Below are 20159 nucleotides of genomic sequence, written 5' to 3'. Positions count from 1 at the left end.
AAAGTAGTGTCATTGTGGGGTGAGAAGGCTTTTTTATATGGTCTAAAATCTCGATCTTGAATAGAAAAGGGTGAAAAAACTTGACTGAAGCAAGACAAAGAGGAGGAAATCAAATGGGGACAAATGTACAAGTGGAGACGGAAACATCTAAAGCACCACAAACGATGAACGGTGCACTCATGTTAATTGAAGCACTTAAAAGAGAAAAAGTAGAAGTCATTTTCGGATATCCAGGCGGAGCGGTTTTACCGATCTACGATAAAATTTATGATTCTGGGTTATTCCATGTCCTGCCAAGACATGAACAAGGAGCGATTCATGCGGCAGAAGGATACGCAAGAGTATCTGGCAAACCAGGTGTTGTCATTGCAACATCAGGACCTGGAGCAACAAACCTAGTCACAGGAATTGCAGATGCAATGATTGATTCACTTCCTCTTGTTGTCTTCACAGGACAGGTGGCAACCTCAGTCATTGGATCAGACGCTTTCCAGGAAGCAGACGTGCTCGGCATCACAATGCCTATCACAAAACACAGCTACCAGGTGAGAAATCCAGAGGAATTACCTGGCGTCATTAAAGAAGCGTTCCACATCGCAACGACAGGAAGACCTGGGCCAGTCTTGATTGATATTCCAAAAGATGTGGCAGGCATTGAAGGAACGTTTGAATACGATCAGCCAATTGATTTACCAGGTTATCAGCCAAAAGTAGAGCCGAACTATTTGCAAATTCGTAAATTAGTAGAAGCTGTCAGCAGAGCGAAGAAACCAGTCATTCTAGCAGGAGCTGGCGTTCTTCATGGCAAAGCATCTGAAGAATTAAGGCAGTATGTAGAGCAACAGCAAATCCCAGTCGCTCATACACTGCTAGGACTTGGCGGCTTCCCGGCAAAGCACCCTCTTTTCCTAGGGATGGCTGGTATGCATGGCACATACGCGGCAAACATGGCACTTCATCAATGCGATCTGCTCATTTCAATCGGTGCGAGATTCGATGATAGGGTAACTGGCAATCTCAATCACTTTGCGAAACATGCGAAGGTGGCACACATTGATATCGACCCAGCAGAAATTGGCAAGAACATTCATACGCATATCCCGGTTGTTGGAGACAGTAAGCTAGTCCTTCAAGAGCTGATTAAGCAAGACGGGAAGCAAGGAGAGTCAGACGAATGGAAAAACCAACTAGATCAGTGGAAGGAAGAATATCCACTCTGGTATGTTGAAAATGAAGCAGAGGGCTTTAAACCGCAAAAGCTGATTGAATACATTCATCAATTCACAAAAGGTGAAGCCATTGTGGCAACGGATGTTGGACAGCATCAAATGTGGGCAGCTCAATTCTATCCATTTGAAAATGCAGATAAATGGGTCACATCTGGCGGCCTTGGTACGATGGGCTTCGGTTTACCAGCAGCCATTGGCGCTCAGTTAGCTGATCAAGAGGCAACGGTTGTGGCGATTTTAGGAGACGGAGGTTTCCAAATGACCCTGCAAGAACTTGCCGTTATCCGTGAGCTGAACCTTCCAGTGAAAGTGATTGTTCTCAATAATCATAGCCTTGGAATGGTAAGACAATGGCAAGAAATTTTCTACGAAGAACGCTACTCATATTCTAAATTTTCAGAGCAGCCGGACTTCGTTAAATTATCTGAAGCTTATGGCATTAAAGGAATCAGAATCTCATCAGACGAAGAGGCGAAAGAAAAGCTTGAAGAAGCGCTAACCTCTAGAGAGCCTGTTTTCATCGATGTCAATGTAGCGAGAGATGAAAAAGTATTCCCGATGGTAGCACCGGGGAAAGGACTTCATGAGATGGTGGGGGTGAAACCTTGAAAAGAATTATTGTGTTGACTGTATTAAATCGATCAGGCGTACTGAACCGAATCACTGGCCTTTTTACTAAACGACATTACAACATTGAAAGCATTACGGTCGGCCATTCTGAGATTCAAGATGTATCACGCATCACGTTCGTCGTCCATGTAGACCAAGAGAAAGACATCGAACAGCTGACAAAACAGCTGAACAAACAAATTGATGTTCTCAAAGTAACAGACATTACAAACCAATCAATCGTTCAGCGAGAGCTGGCTTTGATAAAAGTCGTTTCTGCACCAGCATCTAGAATGGAGATCACAGGGGTTATTGAACCCTTTAGAGCTTCTATTGTAGATGTGAGCAGAGAAAGTGTCGTCATTCAGGTGACAGGTGAGTCTTCAAAAATTGAAGCACTCATTGAATTACTTAAGCCATACGGCATTAAAGAAGTCGCCAGAACTGGCACCACGGCCTTTGCGAGAGATAATCAGCAAAAGCCGCAACAAAATAAAACAATTTCAATTGTCTAAACAAAAGGAGAGAGTCAAATGGTAAAAGTATATTATAACGGTGATATTCAAGAAAACGTATTAAACGGTCAAAAGGTTGCCATCATTGGATATGGATCACAAGGTCATGCACATGCATTGAACTTAAAAGAAAGCGGCGTAGATGTTATCGTTGGCGTGAGAAAAGGCGGATCTTATACAAAAGCACAAGAAGACGGTCATCAAGTTTTCACAGTAAAAGAAGCGGCAGCACAAGCAGATGTCTTGATGGTATTACTACCAGATGAGCAGCAAAAGAAAGTATACGATGAAGAAATCAAAGATCAATTAGAAGCTGGCAACTCACTTGTTTTCGCACACGGATTCAACGTTCACTTCCATCAAATTGTTCCTCCAAGTGACGTAGATGTATATCTTGTAGCGCCAAAAGGTCCAGGACACCTTGTGAGAAGAACATATGAGCAAGGCGCTGGTGTACCTGCACTATTTGCAATCTACCAAGATGTATCTGGTCAAGCGAAGGACAAAGCACTTGCTTATGCAAAAGCAATCGGCGGAGCAAGAGCGGGCGTTCTTGAAACAACATTTAAAGAAGAAACGGAAACCGATCTATTCGGTGAGCAAGCAGTCCTTTGCGGCGGTCTTACTTCACTAGTAAAAGCAGGTTTTGAAACATTAACAGAAGCAGGTTATCAGCCAGAGCTTGCATACTTTGAGTGTCTACATGAACTGAAACTGATCGTTGACCTTATGTACGAAGAAGGATTAGAAGGCATGAGATATTCAATCTCTGATACGGCACAATGGGGAGACTTCGTATCAGGACCACGCGTTGTGGATGCAAACGTAAAAGAATCGATGAAAGCTGTCTTGACTGATATCCAAAACGGCACATTTGCAAAAGAATGGATTGTTGAAAACCAAGTGAATCGTCCACGTTTCAATGCGATCAATGCTAATGAAAATGAGCACCAAATTGAAGTTGTTGGAAGAAAGCTTCGTGAAATGATGCCTTTCGTCAAACAAGGAAAGAAAAAGGAAGCGGTGAGCGTCGGTGCGGAAAATTAATTTTTTTGACACAACACTTCGAGATGGAGAGCAATCACCCGGAGTGAACTTAAATGCACAAGAAAAGCTAATCATTGCAAAGCAGCTTGAGCGCCTTGGGGTTAATATCATTGAAGCGGGTTTTCCCGCTTCATCCCGAGGGGATTTCTTAGGCGTACAAGAAATAGCAAGAACGATTAAGAACTGTTCTGTTGCTGGTCTTGCACGATGTGTGAAAGGTGACATTGATGCTGCATGGGAAGCATTAAAAGATGGAGTGGAGCCAAGGCTTCATGTCTTTATTGCCACTTCTGACATTCACCTGAAGCATAAACTAAAGAAAACACGTGAAGAAGTCGTAGAACAGGCTGTCGCAATGGTGAAATATGCGAAAGAACGTTTTCCGGTTGTTCAATGGTCAGCAGAAGATGCGTGCCGTACAGATCTTGATTTCTTGGCAGAAATTGTAGAAAAGGTCATTGACGCTGGGGCGAGTGTCATTAACTTGCCAGATACAGTTGGATACCTTGCGCCAAAAGAGTACGGTAATATCTTTAAATATATGAAGGAACACGTTCCAAATATCGACCGTGTCAACTTGTCCGCTCACTGTCACGATGATCTAGGAATGGCCGTGGCAAACTCACTTGCTGCTATTGAAAATGGAGCAGATCAAATTGAAACGGCTGTCAACGGAATTGGCGAACGCGCTGGAAATGCCGCGTTAGAAGAAATTGCAGTCGCTCTTCACATTCGAAAAGACTTTTACCAGGTCGAATCAACGATACAATTGAATGAAATTAAGCGTACAAGTGATGTAGTGAGCAAATACTCAGGCATGATTGTACCGCGCAATAAAGCTGTTGTTGGTAACAATGCTTTTGCACATGAATCAGGTATTCACCAAGATGGTTTCCTCAAAGAAAAAACAACCTATGAAATCATTTCTCCAGAGCTCGTCGGTGTGACAACAGATGTGCTTGTCCTCGGGAAACACTCCGGAAGACACGCGTTTAAAGACCGCATGAAAACGCTAGGTTTTAAACTAACGGAAGAAGAAATCAATAAGTTTTTCGAAACCTTCAAGAACTTGACGGAGAAGAAAAAAGAAATCACAGATGATGATTTGATTTCTATTATATTGGAAGAGAAAGTAGCAGACCGAAAAATTGGCTACGAATTTGAAAGTCTTCAAGTACATTATGGAACAGAACAAATGCCGACAGCTACGGTCTCTCTGAAAAATCAAGAAACACAAGAAGTCATTCAAGAAGCAGCCACAGGTGCAGGCAGTGTAGAAGCTGTGTACAACACGCTGGAGCGCTGTATGGAGGAAAGAATTCATTTGCTAGACTACCGTATTCAATCAAATGGAAAAGGCAGAGATGCACTAGCCGAAGTATATGTCACTGTTTCAATAGAAGGAAAAGAAACAGCAGGACGCGGTGTAGCGCAAGATGTGCTGGAAGCATCGGCGAAAGCCTACGTCAATGCAGTAAACAGGCATTTAATCTTTAAATCAAATCTCATTGAAATTGAGAAACATCACGCGATCTCATAGGAAAGGAGGTAGGTTCTCATGAAAAAGAAAATTGCACTTTTGCCCGGCGATGGAATCGGACCGGAAGTTGTGACATCAGCCGTTGCTGTCCTCAAAGAGACAGCGGCTCAATTTAGGCACGAATTCGAATTCGAAACGGCGCTTATTGGCGGTATCGCAATAGATGAAAAAAACAATCCGCTCCCAAAGGAAACGGTTGATGTATGCAAGAGCGCTGATGCGATCTTATTAGGAGCAGTTGGCGGACCAAAATGGGATCAAAACCCACCAGAGCTTCGCCCAGAAAAAGGCTTGCTCGCCATTCGTAAACAGTTGGACTTATTTGCCAACATTCGTCCTGTCAAAGTGTTTGATAGCTTAAGCGAGGCGTCACCGTTAAAACAGGATCATATTAACGGAGTCGATTTTGTCATCGTTCGTGAATTAACAGGCGGTCTCTATTTTGGTGAACCAAGCGAGCGCTACACAGATGAAGAAGGAAAAGAAGCTGCGGTTGATACACTCCTTTATACAAAGGAAGAGATTGTCCGTGTACTAAAAGAAGCATTCGACATGGCGTTAACGAGACGGAAAAAAGTAACGTCTGTGGATAAAGCGAACGTTCTGGCTTCTAGTAAACTATGGCGGGATGCGGTAGAAGAAGTGGCTTCTCAATATCCGGACGTTGAATTTGAGCACATGCTCGTTGATAATGCTGCCATGCAGCTGATTTATAAGCCTGCACAATTTGATGTCATTGTAACAGAGAATATGTTTGGTGACATTTTAAGTGACGAGGCTTCAATGATTACTGGATCACTCGGTATGCTGCCATCTGCTAGTCTATCAAGCACCGGCCTTCATTTATATGAGCCGATTCATGGATCAGCACCCGATATTGCGGGGCAAAACGTCGCAAACCCTCTGGCAACTATTTTATCGGCAGCAAGCTTGCTTAGAACTTCCTTTGCGTTAGAAGAAGAAGCGGCTGCCATAGAAGAAGCTGTAGAAACGGTTCTTGCCTCAGGCAAAAGAACAAAGGATTTATCGGCAAAAGAGGGAACGTATCAAACAACTGAAGACATCACTCACGCAGTTGTAGACGCACTTAAGCAGAACGTGAAAACAATTGTATAAATAGAATCTTGTGGAATTAGGTAGAGGGAGGAAAAGGGTTATGCCTCGAACAATCATCGAAAAAATATGGGATCAGCACGTTGTCAAAAGCGGCGAGGGGAAACCAGACCTTTTATATATTGATCTGCACTTGGTGCATGAAGTGACATCGCCTCAAGCGTTTGAAGGATTAAGACAAAAAGGGCGCAAGGTGAGAAGACCTCAAAATACGTTTGCAACAATGGATCACAACATCCCGACTGTGAATCGATTTGTGATCAAAGATGAGATTGCTAAAAAACAAGTGGGTGCTCTAGAGCGAAACTGTGCTGAATTTGGTGTCCGTCTAGCTGACCTTCACAGTGTAGACCAAGGAATCGTCCATGTCGTTGGGCCAGAGCTTGGTTTGACACTTCCGGGGAAAACAATCGTTTGCGGAGATAGTCATACATCCACTCATGGCGCGTTTGGCGCACTTGCTTTTGGAATCGGTACAAGTGAAGTCGAACATGTACTTTCCACACAAACACTTTGGCAGCAGCGTCCGAAAACATTAGAAATTAGAGTAGACGGAAAGCTGCAAAAAGGGGTAACGGCCAAAGATGTTATTTTAGCAGTCATTGGTGCGCATGGCGTGAAGTTCGGATCGGGTTATGTGATTGAATACACTGGGGAAGTATTCAGAAACATGACAATGGATGAACGGATGACTGTTTGTAATATGTCGATTGAAGCAGGCGCAAGAGCAGGATTGATTGCACCTGATGAAGTCACATTTGAATATTGTCGCGGCCGCAAATATGCACCGCAGGGAGAAGACTTCGAAGCAGCGATTAAAGAATGGGAAGAACTTAAAACAGATCCAGGTGCAACCTATGATAAAACGATTGTTTTAGATGGGAATGAGATTTCACCAATGGTCACATGGGGAATTAACCCAGGAATGGTGCTGCCTGTAGATGCATCCATCCCAGGACCTGAAGATTTTGCGCAAGAAGATGATCAAAAAGAAGCGATTCGTGCGTACGAATACATGGATGTTCATCCGCATCAACGTATTGAAGATATTACGATTGAGCATGTGTTTATTGGCTCATGTACGAACTCAAGAATGACTGATTTACGCCAAGCAGCTTCTATGATAGAAGGACAAAAGGTAGCTGATCATGTCAGAGCGATTGTCGTACCTGGCTCTCAAAGTGTCAAATTGCAGGCAGAAGAAGAAGGTCTTCATAAAATCTTCCTTGAAGCAGGATTTGAATGGAGAGAATCTGGCTGCAGTATGTGTCTCAGCATGAATAACGATGTGGTACCAGAAGGCGAACGCTGCGCATCCACATCAAACCGTAACTTTGAGGGGCGGCAAGGAAAAGGTGCGAGAACGCATCTTGTCAGCCCGGCAATGGCGGCAATGGCGGCAATACATGGCCGATTTGTCGATGTCAGGAAGTTTAATCAAGAGAAAACAGTCGTGTAAGGAGTTGTCATAGATGGAGCCTTTAGTTACACACAAAGGAAAAGCCGCTGTGCTTAACCGTATCAACGTAGATACAGATCAAATTATTCCGAAGCAATTTTTGAAAAGAATTGAACGAACAGGCTATGGTCGGTTTGCCTTTTTTGACTGGCGGTATTTAGCCGATGGCAGCCCAAATCCTGATTTCGAACTGAATCAGCCGATTTATGAAGGTTCATCCATTTTGATCGCAGGAGAAAACTTTGGCTGCGGATCATCAAGGGAACATGCCCCTTGGGCACTTGATGATTATGGATTCAAAATTGTCATCGCACCATCATTCGCAGATATTTTTCACCAAAACTGCTTTAAAAATGGGATGCTTCCAATTCGTCTTGATTATGATGTGTGGAAAACATTCGCTGCGTCATATGAGAACAAAGGGTATGAGATGACAGTTGATCTTGAAAAACAGCAAATAGAAGATCACGAAGGGAATATCACTCCTTTTGATGTGGATCCTCACTGGAGAGAAATGCTCCTGAATGGCTATGATGAGATCTCATTAACTTTACTACTAGAAGATGACATTCAAGCATTTGAAGATAAGCGCAGCAGCTGGCTGCGTGCGTAAACAACAAGAAGCCGTCCGCCCGAGGTGTGACGGCTTCTTTTTTGCATGAAAACCTCTCGCTACTTGTGTTTACCAACCTTCGTTGGTAAACTGATAAAAAATATGCGCCCGAAAGGAACGTAAGCATGAAACATGACAAGAAGAAAGATAATGTCATTTTGTTTCCTGGTCTGAAAGAAAGACTGATTGAAAAAGGAATGGCAGCATTAAAAGATAAACAGTATCAAGAGGCGCTTCACTTGTTTTCAGAAGCAAAATCTTATGATGATGATGAAGAATCCGATATTCATCTCGGCATGGCGATTTGTTTTCTAGAGCTGGGCGAGCTACAGGATGCAAAGCGTGTGTGTGAAAAGATGCTGCATGAAGGATATGGTCATTACTTCACCGTGCTTCAAGTATATATGACAATCTTAATTCAGCTGAAAGAATATGAAGAAGTGAAGCAGACAATTGAAGCAGTACTTGAGGAAAACCACCTTCCAGCAGAAAGCGCAGAGCATTTTTACAAGCTGCTCGAATTTAGTAGAAAGATGATCGAATCGCCTGAACAAATTTTAGATGAAGACGATGATGACGGCGGCGAAATCAATATAGATGATATGCTCGAACGGCCAGAAGAGCAGGTGCAGTTCATCCATTCGCTGAAAGATCGAAACATCACGCCGCATATGGGTCTATTAAATACGATCCTACAAAAGCCTGATGGAAACCCTTTGGTCAAATCATTGATCCTGCAGCTACTGTCAGATCATGATGTGGCAAAGCCGGTTCATGTGACGAAGTTCGGTGATTCGTTAACGCTTGTTCCTTCTGAGGCTGTTAAGCCAGAGCAAATGCCACTGCTTCAGCAAGTTCTTCGTAAGCTCGATGACACACTCGGCAATGAGAACCCAACCCTTTACCAAGGTGTGGAAGAGTTATGGCGCCGGCACTTATTTGTCCTATATCCATTTCTACCTAAATATACAGATCCGAATCTTTGGGCAGCAGCACTTCATAAAGTCGGCTATGAAATGCATGGGATCGAGATTGACCTCGAAGAATTACATCTATTGTATGAATTTGATGAACGAGAGCTGAGAGAAGCTTGCACAATGCTGAAAGATATTGAAGAAATTTCTTATTTGTAATTTGTCGATTTAGTTGAAAGACGGTCTTGTTATGTTATAATATAATGGTTGTATTTGTGCATATATCGTGCAGTTGTCGATTCCAATGGTTGAAAGACGATATGTATAATCAAGTCAAAAGTTGTATACATAATACCGCTTCTTTAGCGGCGTGCGTGGTTTTTAATTGGACGAAGTCTTTATGATGCTTTAGAATGTAACAACGCACAATCTGAATAGATTTTTGGAGGGAAACACACATGTCAGTAAAATGGGAAAAACAAGAAGGTAACGAAGGCGTCTTAACTGTAGAAGTTGATGCTGAAACATTTAACAAAGCACTTGATGATGCGTTTAAGAAAGTTGTCAAGCAAGTATCGATCCCTGGATTCCGTAAAGGGAAAGTACCACGTGGTCTTTTCGAACAGCGTTTTGGTGTAGAATCTCTTTATCAAGATGCATTAGATATTCTTCTTCCAGTTGAGTATCCAAAAGCAATCGACGAAGCTGGTATCGATCCAGTTGATCGTCCTGAAATCGATGTTGAGAAAATCGAAAAAGGCGAAAGCTTGATCTTCACTGCAAAAGTAACGGTGAAGCCTGAAGTGAAACTTGGTGACTACAAAGGTCTTAACGTAGAAAAAGACGACGCTACTGTCACTGATGAAGATGTACAAGAAGAGTTAAAAGGCATGCAAAACCGTCAAGCTGAGCTTGTTGTCAAAGAAGAAGGCGCAATCGAAAACGGCGATACAGTTGTTCTTGATTTCGAAGGATTCGTTGATGGAGAAGCATTCGAAGGCGGAAAAGCTGAGAACTACTCTCTTGAAGTAGGTTCTGGTTCATTCATCCCTGGTTTCGAAGAGCAATTAGTTGGTCTTGAAGCAGGCGCTGAAAAAGACGTAGAAGTCACTTTCCCAGAAGAATACCACGCTGAAGACCTTGCAGGTAAACCAGCTGTATTCAAAGTGAAAATTCACGAAATCAAAGCAAAAGAACTTCCAGCACTTGACGATGAGTTCGCGAAAGATGTTGATGAAGAAGTAGAAACGCTTGCTGAACTAACTGAAAAAACAAAGAAACGTCTTGAAGAAGCGAAAGAAAACGAAGCAGAAGGTAAACTTCGTGATGAGCTAGTTGAGAAAGCTTCTGAAAATGCGGAAGTTGACATCCCACAAGCGATGGTTGACACAGAGCTAGACCGTATGATGAAAGAATTCGAACAACGCCTTCAAATGCAAGGAATGAACCTTGAGCTTTACTTCCAATTCTCAGGACAAGATGAAGATGCGCTTAAAGAGCAAATGAAAGAAGATGCTGCTAAACGCGTAAAATCTAACCTAACACTTGAAGCAATTGCTGCTGCAGAAAACTTACAAGTGTCTGATGAAGAAGTAGAAGAAGAGCTTTCAAAAATGGCTGAAGCATACAACATGCCAATTGAAAACATCAAACAAGCGATCGGATCTACTGAAGCAATGAAAGAAGATCTAAAAGTTCGCAAAGCAATTGATTTTCTTGTAGAAAACCGTTAATATGGTGCATAATAATAAAACAGGGCGCGAGTGACTCGTGCCTTGTTTTGTACAATTTTTGACTTATCATCGCTTCTTTTGGAAACGATAGTGTAAGTCGCATCTTTCTGTTATACATATCTCGATGTGCAGTGTTAGAAACACATCATTACCGTCTTTTAGGAAAGTATGGTAAAATGCATACATACTGGACCCAGAAAGGTAGCTGACTGTTAGCTACAGGCAAGTGAAGAAGAATAAGGGGTGAAAGAATGTTTAAATTCAACGAGGAAAAAGGTCAATTAAAATGCTCGTTTTGCGGAAAAACGCAAGATCAAGTGCGTAAACTGGTCGCAGGACCTGGCGTATATATATGTGATGAATGTATCGAGCTTTGCACGGAAATAGTTGAAGAAGAGCTCGGCACTGAGGAAGAAGTTGAATTCAAGGATGTTCCGAAGCCTCATGAAATTCGGGAGATTCTTGATGAATATGTCATCGGTCAAGAAAATGCGAAGAAATCCTTAGCTGTAGCGGTTTATAATCACTATAAACGGATCAATTCAAACAGTAAGATTGATGATGTTGAGCTTTCGAAAAGTAATATCTCTATGATTGGGCCAACAGGAAGCGGTAAAACATTACTTGCTCAAACGCTTGCTCGTATTTTAAATGTGCCATTTGCGATTGCAGATGCAACATCACTAACTGAAGCAGGTTATGTTGGTGAAGACGTAGAGAATATTTTACTAAAGCTGATCCAAGCAGCCGATTATGATGTAGAAAAAGCTGAAAAAGGCATTATCTACATCGATGAAATCGATAAAGTAGCAAGAAAATCAGAAAACCCTTCTATCACTCGTGATGTATCTGGGGAAGGTGTTCAGCAAGCACTACTGAAAATTCTTGAAGGAACTGTTGCTAGTGTACCGCCTCAAGGTGGACGTAAGCATCCTCATCAAGAATTCATTCAAATCGATACGACAAATATCCTCTTTATTTGTGGTGGAGCCTTTGACGGCATTGAGCAAATCATCAAACGTCGCCTAGGTCAAAAAGTCATTGGATTCGGTGCGGAAAATAAAATCGAAGATCTTGAAAAAGAAGTCCTTCTATCAAAAGTACTCCCAGAAGACTTGCTTCGTTTCGGTTTAATCCCAGAATTCATCGGCCGCTTGCCGGTTATTGCAAGCCTAGAGCCGTTAGATGAAAAAGCACTTGTAGAGATCTTGACGAAGCCTAAAAATGCACTCGTTAAGCAGTATACAAAAATGCTTGAGCTTGATGATGTAGAGCTAGAATTTGAAGAAGATGCTCTTAGCGAAATTGCGAAAAAAGCAATTGAGCGTAAAACAGGAGCTCGTGGTCTTCGTTCAATCATTGAAGGCATCATGCTTGATGTGATGTTTGACCTTCCATCACGTGACGATATTGAAAAATGTGTCATCACTGGTGCAACGGTTGCTGATGGCGAGTCGCCGCGTCTTGTGTTAAAGGACGGCACAGTCGTCAATAAAGATACGAAAACATCTGCATAAGAGTTGTCTCACTCCTGAATCTTTTTGATTCAGGAGTTTTTTATTTATCGTGGAAGTTGTGTTTATTCCGTCCAGCTCTAGGAAATACTAGCAGACAGAAACCAATACATACGATAGATGAAGGAGGGAGCACCGATTGAGCTGGACAGGAATCGTATTATTCATACAACTGTTCTTTGGTATCGTCATCGGGCTGTACTTTTGGAACTTACTGAGAAATCAGCGCACACAAAAGGTGACGATAGACAAAGAGTCAAAGAAAGAAATGGAAGCACTCAGAAAGATGCGGTCAATCAAGCTGAGTGAACCCTTGTCAGAGAGAGTCCGGCCAAAGGGGTTTCAAGATATCGTGGGGCAGGAAGACGGCATTCGTGCACTAAAAGCGGCACTATGCGGACCGAACCCACAGCATGTCATCGTTTACGGACCACCGGGAGTCGGTAAAACAGCCGCTGCCCGTCTTGTGATGGAAGAAGCGAAGTGTCACGCTGATTCACCATTTAAAAAAGATGCGGTCTTTGTAGAGCTCGATGCCACAACCGCAAGATTCGATGAACGAGGCATTGCAGACCCGCTTATTGGTTCCGTGCATGACCCCATTTACCAAGGGGCTGGAGCAATGGGGCAGGCAGGCATTCCGCAGCCGAAACAAGGAGCCGTCACACATGCTCATGGCGGTGTTCTGTTTATCGATGAAATTGGCGAGCTGCATCCGATTCAAATGAACAAAATGCTCAAAGTGCTGGAAGATCGGAAAGTCTTTTTAGACAGTGCTTACTACAGTGAAGAAAATACCCAGATCCCGAATCACATTCATGATATTTTCCAAAATGGGCTTCCGGCTGATTTTCGATTAATTGGTGCGACGACAAGAACACCTGACGAAATTCCACCAGCGATTCGGTCAAGATGTCTGGAAATTTTCTTTAAAGACCTTGACCAGCATGAACTGAAAATCGTCGCTGCTAAGGCTGTCCAAAAAATTCAAAAGGAATTAAGTGATGAAGGGCTGAACTTGTTAACCTCCTATGTGAAAAATGGACGTGAAGCGGTCAACATGGTGCAGATTGCCGCTGGTATGGCGGTGACGGAAAACCGAAAAGACATCACGATTGAAGATGTAGAATGGGTCATTCATTCAAGCCAGCTGACACCAAGATATGAACAAAAAGTACCGGAAAAGCCAAAAGTGGGGGTCGTCAATGGACTGGCTGTTTATGGACCAAACAGCGGTGCCCTGCTTGAGATTGAAGTGAATATCTGTAAGGCACTTGAGAAAGGCAGTATTAACATTACAGGCATTGCAGAAGAAGAAAGCATTGGCAATCAGTCAAAATCTATTCGGCGAAAAAGTATGGCGAAAGGGTCAGTTGAAAATGTATTAACGGTGCTTCGAAATTTAGGCATTCGGACAAATGAATATGACATCCATATTAATTTTCCAGGCGGTGCCCCAATTGATGGACCGTCTGCTGGGATTGCCATGGCGACCGCAATCTTCTCAGCCATACATCAAATTCCGATTGATCATCTGACAGCCATGACGGGTGAAATCGGATTGCAGGGTCAGGTGAAGCCAATCGGTGGTGTGATACCAAAGATTAAGGCAGCGAAGCAGGCTGGTGCCACAACCGTCATTATTCCTTATGACAATCAGCAGTCGATCTTAAAGGAGATTGAAGGGGTCACCATTGTGCCTGTGAAGCACTTCCAAGAGGTGCTGGATCAGTGTCTGGTCAACCCGCCAGACGAGAAGAAAGATGGACTAGAAGACGAAATGAAAAGAAAATCTGTTTAATCCCCATCACATATGGGGATTTTTTAGTGAAATAGATCTTTTTTTCTTTTTCAAGATAAAAAGAAAGGGTATACTACGGTAAGATCAACATTTCTCAAGTCTTTTACATTGTACAAGACTGAAACAGGTATATTATAATGATTCATACTAGTGACGGAGGTGTCAATCAACATGGCAGATGAAATCAAAAAGAATGTTCCGCTCCTTCCATTGCGAGGTTTGCTTGTTTATCCAACAATGGTCTTGCATTTGGACGTTGGACGCGAAAAGTCTGTTCAAGCATTAGAACAGGCAATGATGAACGATCATATGATTTTTCTAGCAACACAGCGGGAAATTTCAATAGATGAACCAGGTGAAGAGGAAATTTTCAAAGTCGGCACCTACACAAAAATTAAACAAATGCTGAAGCTGCCAAATGGAACGATTCGTGTACTCGTTGAAGGCCTAAATCGAGCACAGATCGAATCATATGTCGAGCTGGAGGACTATACGTCCGTCGACATTAAAGAATTGGCAGAAGAAGAATTAAAGGACGCAGAAGCAGAAGCCCTCATGCGTACATTGTTAGATCACTTTGATCAATACATAAAAATTTCAAAAAAAATCTCAGCTGAAACATATGCAACAGTAACAGATATTGAGGAACCGGGGAGAATGGCAGATATCGTTGCTTCTCACCTACCGCTTAAATTAAAGGACAAACAAGAAGTGCTCGAAACAGTGGATGTTAAAAAACGGCTGAACCGGGTCATCAGCTTAATTCACAATGAAAAAGAAGTACTCGAGATTGAAAAGAAAATCGGGCAGCGCGTGAAACGTTCAATGGAACGGACGCAAAAAGAATATTATTTACGTGAACAAATGAAAGCCATTCAAAAGGAGCTTGGAGACAAAGAAGGGAAAACTGGCGAAGTCAGTTCTTTAATGTCTAAAATCGAAGAATCGAGCATGCCAGATTCTGTTCGTGAAACGGCGCTCAAAGAATTGAACCGTTATGAAAAAATTCCTTCAAGCTCTGCTGAGAGCTCTGTGATTCGAAATTATATTGATTGGCTGATTGGCCTCCCGTGGGGTATCTATACAGAAGATCGTCTCGATTTAAAAATTGCAAGTGAAATTTTAGATGATGAGCATCACGGGCTGGAAAAGGTCAAAGAACGAGTACTTGAATATCTTGCTGTACAAAAGCTGACCAATTCTTTAAAAGGACCGATTCTTTGTTTAGCAGGACCTCCAGGAGTCGGGAAAACGTCACTTGCCAAATCGATTGCCAAATCACTTGACCGAAAGTTTATCCGTGTTTCCCTTGGCGGTGTTCGCGATGAGTCTGAGATTCGTGGACATAGAAGAACGTATGTAGGGGCAATGCCAGGACGTATCATTCGCGGAATGAGCAAGGCAGGAACGATGAATCCGGTTTTCCTTTTAGATGAAATTGATAAGATGTCCTCTGATTTTAGAGGTGATCCATCTTCTGCAATGCTTGAAGTCTTAGATCCAGAGCAAAATCATAACTTCAGTGATCACTATATTGAAGAAACATTTGATTTGTCTCAAGTGTTGTTTATTGCCACTGCCAACAATTTAGCAACCATTCCAGGTCCACTTCGTGATAGAATGGAGATTATCACGATTGCAGGGTATACAGAGGTTGAAAAAGCAGAAATTGTGAAAGACCATCTTCTGCCGAAGCAGCTAAAGGAGCACGGATTAAAGAAAGGGAACTTGCAGCTTCGTGAAGCCGCGATTTATGATACGATTCGCTATTACACAAGAGAAGCGGGTGTTCGTGGATTAGAGCGTCAGCTTGCGGCGATATGCCGTAAAGCAGCAAGAGCAATTGTGGCTGAAGACCGCAAACGCATCACAGTGACGGAAAAGAACTTATCTGAATTTCTCGGAAAAAGACTTTACCGTTATGGTCAGGCTGAAACGACAGACCAAGTGGGAGTTGTTACAGGACTTGCGTATACGACTGTTGGGGGGGACACCTTGTCGATTGAGGTATCGCTTTCTCCGGGTAAAGGCAAGCTGTTGTTAACAGGTAAGCTAGGTGATGTCATGAGAGAATCTGCACAGGCGGCATTCAGTTATATTCGTTCGAAGGCAGATGAACTGAACATTGATCCTAATTTTAATGAAAAGCATGATATTCATATCCATGTTCCAGAGGGTGCGGTTCCAAAGGACGGGCCATCAGCTGGTATCACCATTGCGACGGCTCTTGTATCAGCCCTCACAGGACGACCTGTGTCAAAAGAGGTTGGTATGACAGGAGAGATTACGCTAAGAGGAAGAGTGCTTCCAATTGGCGGACTAAAAGAAAAAGCATTAGGTGCACATCGCGCAGGACTGAAAACCATTATTCTTCCAAAGGACAATGAGAAGGATATTGATGATATTCCTGAAAGTGTGAGAGAAGGACTAACCTTTATTCCGGTCTCGCATTTAGATGAGGTGCTTGAGAAAGCGTTGGTAGGAGAGGGAAGATGAAAGTAACAAAATCAGATATCGTCATTAGTGCGGTTAAACCAGAGCAGTACCCAAGCGGGGGACTGCCTGAAATCGCTCTTGCTGGACGATCAAATGTTGGGAAATCCTCGTTCATCAACTCATTGATTAATCGTAAAAATTTAGCGCGTACGTCTTCTAAACCAGGTAAGACCCAAACGCTTAATTTCTACATCATCAATGATATGCTCCATTTTGTGGACGTTCCAGGTTACGGCTTTGCTAAAGTGTCAAAGACAGAGCGCGAGGCCTGGGGTAGAATGATCGAAACGTATATTACAATGCGTGAAGAATTAAAAGCAGTCGTCCAAATTGTGGACCTGCGTCATAAGCCATCAGTAGATGATGTGAACATGTATGAATTCCTGAAATATTACGGAGTTCCTGTGATCGTCATCGCAACAAAGGCGGACAAAATTCCAAAAGGCAAATGGGAAAAACATGCGAAAGTCGTCAAACAGACGCTTGACATTGCCCCATCAGATGAACTAGTCCTATTCTCTTCTGAAACAAAAAAGGGAAAAGACGAAGCCTGGAATGCCATCCTTGCAAAGATTAATAAATAAAAAAAGGCATCTGTCATGAGCAGATGCCTTTTTATTGTATAAGTTATTTCCTTTTTAAAAATAATAAGAGGAGACTGACAGCTATCAGTACATAAGGCCAGTACAATTCAAAACCGGAAGTAGGGATCGAAAGGGAACTTAGCTGTTTTGTAATTTGCTGAAAGAAATAAAGGAACAGACCGAGTGCAATGAGAACAACACTTTCAATACGATATTCTTTTTTCTGAGAGGATTTCACAAAAAGGGCAAGTCCAACGATGAATACAATCATCGTAAATGTGTCTGGCCAGTAGTCCAATTTTGGCTGAAGAATAAAGTGTAGCGAAAGGCCCGTCATCAGCATACCGATAAACACATGAGCGCTTTCTTGCTCCTTCTTTCCTTGATATAAGAAAGCAAGGCCAAAAAGCAGTATGAGTGTATACCATTTCTCTTGCTCCTTCCAAATGTCAAATTGACCTCCGGAGAGAATGGCATATAGCGCTACAGCCAGCAAAGTGAGCGGCAGCAAAATGGATTTCTTCTTCAAAGATGTCACCTTCTTTTAAGCAGATCATTTGTCCGCACGCGCCAAATCTGGTAAATTGCTTGAAGTGATGATATGGCATAATGGATGTCGAACATTTTTCTACTATATCACAACATTTTTGAAATCTGTTCACAATTTTCATCCAGTTAAAAATGAATATATGTTATAATCATTATAAATAATAAATTCTATATTGTAATTATTATAAATTAGACAGGGCGTTGGGGGTGCAAGCTGAAGTTATGCATATTCTTGTTGTGGGTTTAGATTATAAAACAGCCCCTGTTGAGATACGGGAACAGCTGAGCTTTGAACCGAGCGAGCTCGGAACAGCGATGTCCAAGCTTAAAGAAGAAAAAAGCATTCTAGAGAATATCGTCATCTCAACATGTAATCGAACAGAGATCTACGCAGTGGTAGATCAGCTTCATACTGGACGGTTTTATATAAAAAGATTTTTAGCTGATTGGTTCGGTTTGGAAAAGGAAGATGTCTCGCCATATTTGAAGTTCTATGAAAATGATGGAGCGGTCGAGCATTTATTCCGTGTGGCCTGTGGACTTGATTCCATGGTGATTGGCGAAACACAAATACTTGGTCAAGTGCGCTCTAGCTTTAAAGTAGCTCAAGAGGAGAAGACCATTGGTACCGTTTTCAATTATTTGTTTAAACAGGCGGTCACCGTTGCAAAACGCTCTCATGCGGAAACAGACATTGCGTCTAATGCTGTGTCTGTCAGCTATGCAGCTGTCGAGCTTGCCAAAAAAATCTTTGGACGTCTTTCTGATAAACATGTCCTGATTCTTGGTGCGGGTAAAATGGGCGAACTAGCGGCTCAAAACCTTCAAGGTCAAGGAATTGGTCAAGTAACGGTTATCAATCGAACGTATGAGAAAGCAAAAGAATTGGCGGGACGTTTTTCAGGAGAGCCTAAAAGCTTAAACCAATTGGAAAAAACATTATCCGAAGCGGACATTTTAATTAGCTCCACTGGTGCGAAACAATTTGTCATTACAAAAGAAATGGTTGAAAGTGCGAATAAAAAGCGGAAGGGCAGACCACTATTTATGGTGGATATTGCTGTGCCACGTGATCTAGATCCAGCCATTTCTGAAGTAGAAGGTGCTTTTTTGTATGACATTGATGACCTTGAGGGCATCGTGGCAGCGAACTTAAAAGAACGCCGTGCGGTGGCTGAGCAGGTTGAGCTACTCATTGAAGCCGAAATTGTCGAATTTAAGCAATGGCTGAATACGCTTGGTGTGGTTCCTGTCATTTCTGCACTTAGAGAAAAAGCGCTGACGATTCAAGCGGATACGATGCAGAGTATTGAGCGAAAGCTTCCGAATCTCACACACCGTGAAATGAAGCTATTAAATAAACATACGAAAAGCATTATCAATCAAATGCTGAAAGATCCTATCTTAAAGGCAAAAGAAATTGCCGCGGAGCCGAATGCAGAGGAAAAACTTTTACTCTTTAAAGAAATCTTTGATTTACAGGTTGAAGATGAAGAGCAAAAGGTCGAGCCGGTGCAGGTGGAGCAAGGGTCATTTCAGCTGTTCAAACCAAATATGGCACAAGGCTTTGCTACAGTTGCTAGTGAGTGATTAAGCGATGTTGGAATCCATTGTAGCGAGACTCAATGAAGCGACGACCTTGATCTATGCACTAAGTGTCTTGTTCTATTTCATAGATTTTCTTCAACACAACCGGAAGGCTGGAAAAATAGCTTTCTGGTTGCTTTCTATTGTCTGGCTGCTGCAAACAGTCTACATGTTCTATATTATGATGGAAACAGACCGATTCCCTGTGTTGAATGTAGCAGAGGGGTTATATTTTTATACGTGGGTGCTTGTGACACTTTCACTTGTTCTCACAAAAGTACTTCGTGTTGAATTTATCGTCTTTTTTACAAATGTCATCGGTTTTTCCTTGATGGCGATTCACACCTTTACACCATCTGATCTTCACTCAGCAGAGCTAACGGGGAAGCTGACGAGTGAATTGCTAGTGATCCATATTACAATGGCGATTTTATCATACGGTGCCTTTTCACTGTCATTTGCTTTCTCTCTTCTCTATCTCTTTCAATATCGTTTGCTGAAAAAGAAAAAATGGGGGAAATGGCTTCTAAGAATTGAAGATTTATCGAAGCTTGATCATATGGCATACGTATTAAACATTATTGGCGTGCCGATGCTCTTACTTAGTTTGATTCTTGGCATCATTTGGGCATATGTTTCGTATGATACGTTGTACTGGACAGATGCAAAGGTGCTTGGTTCGTTTATTATGCTGTTTTTATATGGGGTTTACTTATATATCAGATTGGTGAGAAATATGCAGGGCAAAGTCGTGGCACTATGGAATATCGGTTCATTCCTTGTGCTTATGATCAATTATTTTCTGCTTGGTAGCTTATCAACCTTTCATTGGTTTCAATAAATAATGATGAGTCTT

General features: G+C 42.3%; 16 protein-coding genes. 15 read left to right on the top strand and 1 reads right to left on the bottom strand.

Going from position 1 to position 20159, the window contains the following annotated elements:
• Nucleotides 1-113: 113 nt before the first annotated feature.
• From ilvB to yihA, 13 genes are all read left to right on the top strand, one after another.
• Nucleotides 114-1838: an acetolactate synthase large subunit gene (gene ilvB, locus NKR21_RS14020; RefSeq protein ID WP_012010792.1), complete on the top strand. Its 1725-nt coding sequence runs from the start codon at nucleotides 114-116 to the stop codon at nucleotides 1836-1838.
• Nucleotides 1835-2353, top strand: coding sequence for an acetolactate synthase small subunit (ilvN, locus tag NKR21_RS14015; protein WP_003216637.1), 519 nt, complete (start codon nucleotides 1835-1837; stop codon nucleotides 2351-2353). The genes ilvB and ilvN overlap by 4 nt, the downstream gene beginning before the upstream one ends.
• A gap of 18 nt (nucleotides 2354-2371) precedes the next feature.
• On the top strand, nucleotides 2372-3400 hold the full coding sequence (ilvC, locus tag NKR21_RS14010) for a ketol-acid reductoisomerase (RefSeq protein WP_012010791.1): 1029 nt from the start codon (nucleotides 2372-2374) through the stop codon (nucleotides 3398-3400).
• Nucleotides 3387-4940, top strand: a complete 1554-nt coding sequence (locus NKR21_RS14005; RefSeq protein WP_012010790.1) for a 2-isopropylmalate synthase — start codon at nucleotides 3387-3389, stop codon at nucleotides 4938-4940. Before ilvC ends, NKR21_RS14005 begins: the two co-directional genes overlap by 14 nt.
• A gap of 18 nt (nucleotides 4941-4958) precedes the next feature.
• Complete coding sequence (leuB, locus tag NKR21_RS14000) at nucleotides 4959-6056, top strand: 3-isopropylmalate dehydrogenase (RefSeq protein ID WP_012010789.1); 1098 nt, start codon at nucleotides 4959-4961, stop codon at nucleotides 6054-6056.
• A gap of 40 nt (nucleotides 6057-6096) precedes the next feature.
• On the top strand, nucleotides 6097-7512 hold the full coding sequence (gene leuC, locus NKR21_RS13995; protein ID WP_144455712.1) for a 3-isopropylmalate dehydratase large subunit: 1416 nt from the start codon (nucleotides 6097-6099) through the stop codon (nucleotides 7510-7512).
• 13 nt (nucleotides 7513-7525) lie between these two features.
• Complete coding sequence (gene leuD / locus NKR21_RS13990) at nucleotides 7526-8125, top strand: 3-isopropylmalate dehydratase small subunit (RefSeq protein ID WP_003216415.1); 600 nt, start codon at nucleotides 7526-7528, stop codon at nucleotides 8123-8125.
• A 125-nt stretch (nucleotides 8126-8250) separates the two neighbouring features.
• Complete coding sequence (ddcA, locus tag NKR21_RS13985; protein WP_012010787.1) at nucleotides 8251-9258, top strand: DNA damage checkpoint antagonist DdcA; 1008 nt, start codon at nucleotides 8251-8253, stop codon at nucleotides 9256-9258.
• 239 nt (nucleotides 9259-9497) lie between these two features.
• The gene (tig, locus tag NKR21_RS13980; RefSeq protein ID WP_144455715.1) at nucleotides 9498-10772 is read left to right on the top strand and encodes a trigger factor; all 1275 of its coding nucleotides are present in this window, start codon (nucleotides 9498-9500) and stop codon (nucleotides 10770-10772) included.
• A gap of 251 nt (nucleotides 10773-11023) precedes the next feature.
• Nucleotides 11024-12289: an ATP-dependent protease ATP-binding subunit ClpX gene (clpX, locus tag NKR21_RS13975; RefSeq protein ID WP_012010785.1), complete on the top strand. Its 1266-nt coding sequence runs from the start codon at nucleotides 11024-11026 to the stop codon at nucleotides 12287-12289.
• 136 nt (nucleotides 12290-12425) lie between these two features.
• On the top strand, nucleotides 12426-14087 hold the full coding sequence (gene lonB / locus NKR21_RS13970) for an ATP-dependent protease LonB (protein WP_144455717.1): 1662 nt from the start codon (nucleotides 12426-12428) through the stop codon (nucleotides 14085-14087).
• Nucleotides 14088-14258: 171 nt separating this feature from the next.
• Entirely contained in the window at nucleotides 14259-16583 is a 2325-nt protein-coding gene (lon, locus tag NKR21_RS13965) for an endopeptidase La (RefSeq protein WP_012010783.1), read from the top strand.
• Nucleotides 16580-17167 carry a ribosome biogenesis GTP-binding protein YihA/YsxC gene (gene yihA, locus NKR21_RS13960; RefSeq protein WP_012010782.1) on the top strand — a complete coding sequence of 196 codons (588 nt, stop codon included), beginning with the start codon at nucleotides 16580-16582 and terminating at the stop codon, nucleotides 17165-17167. Before lon ends, yihA begins: the two co-directional genes overlap by 4 nt.
• Nucleotides 17168-17210: 43 nt before the next feature.
• Here the strand turns inward: yihA and NKR21_RS13955 are convergent, their stop codons facing one another.
• Complete coding sequence (locus tag NKR21_RS13955; protein WP_012010781.1) at nucleotides 17211-17696, bottom strand: hypothetical protein; 486 nt, start codon at nucleotides 17694-17696, stop codon at nucleotides 17211-17213.
• Between the two features lie 242 nt (nucleotides 17697-17938).
• Here NKR21_RS13955 and hemA point away from each other — a divergent pair, with 242 nt between their 5' ends.
• Nucleotides 17939-19306 (top strand): glutamyl-tRNA reductase, encoded by a 1368-nt coding sequence (gene hemA / locus NKR21_RS13950; protein WP_012010780.1) that lies wholly within the window; start codon nucleotides 17939-17941, stop codon nucleotides 19304-19306.
• Nucleotides 19307-19313: 7 nt separating this feature from the next.
• Nucleotides 19314-20144 carry a cytochrome c biogenesis protein gene (locus NKR21_RS13945; RefSeq protein WP_144455719.1) on the top strand — a complete coding sequence of 277 codons (831 nt, stop codon included), beginning with the start codon at nucleotides 19314-19316 and terminating at the stop codon, nucleotides 20142-20144.
• The last annotated feature ends 15 nt before the right edge of the window (nucleotides 20145-20159 follow it).

The organism is Bacillus sp. 1735sda2 (assembly GCF_024159245.1).
GTDB lineage: Bacteria > Bacillota > Bacilli > Bacillales > Bacillaceae > Bacillus > Bacillus pumilus_O.
This window is presented reverse-complemented; position numbering and strand designations above follow the sequence as displayed.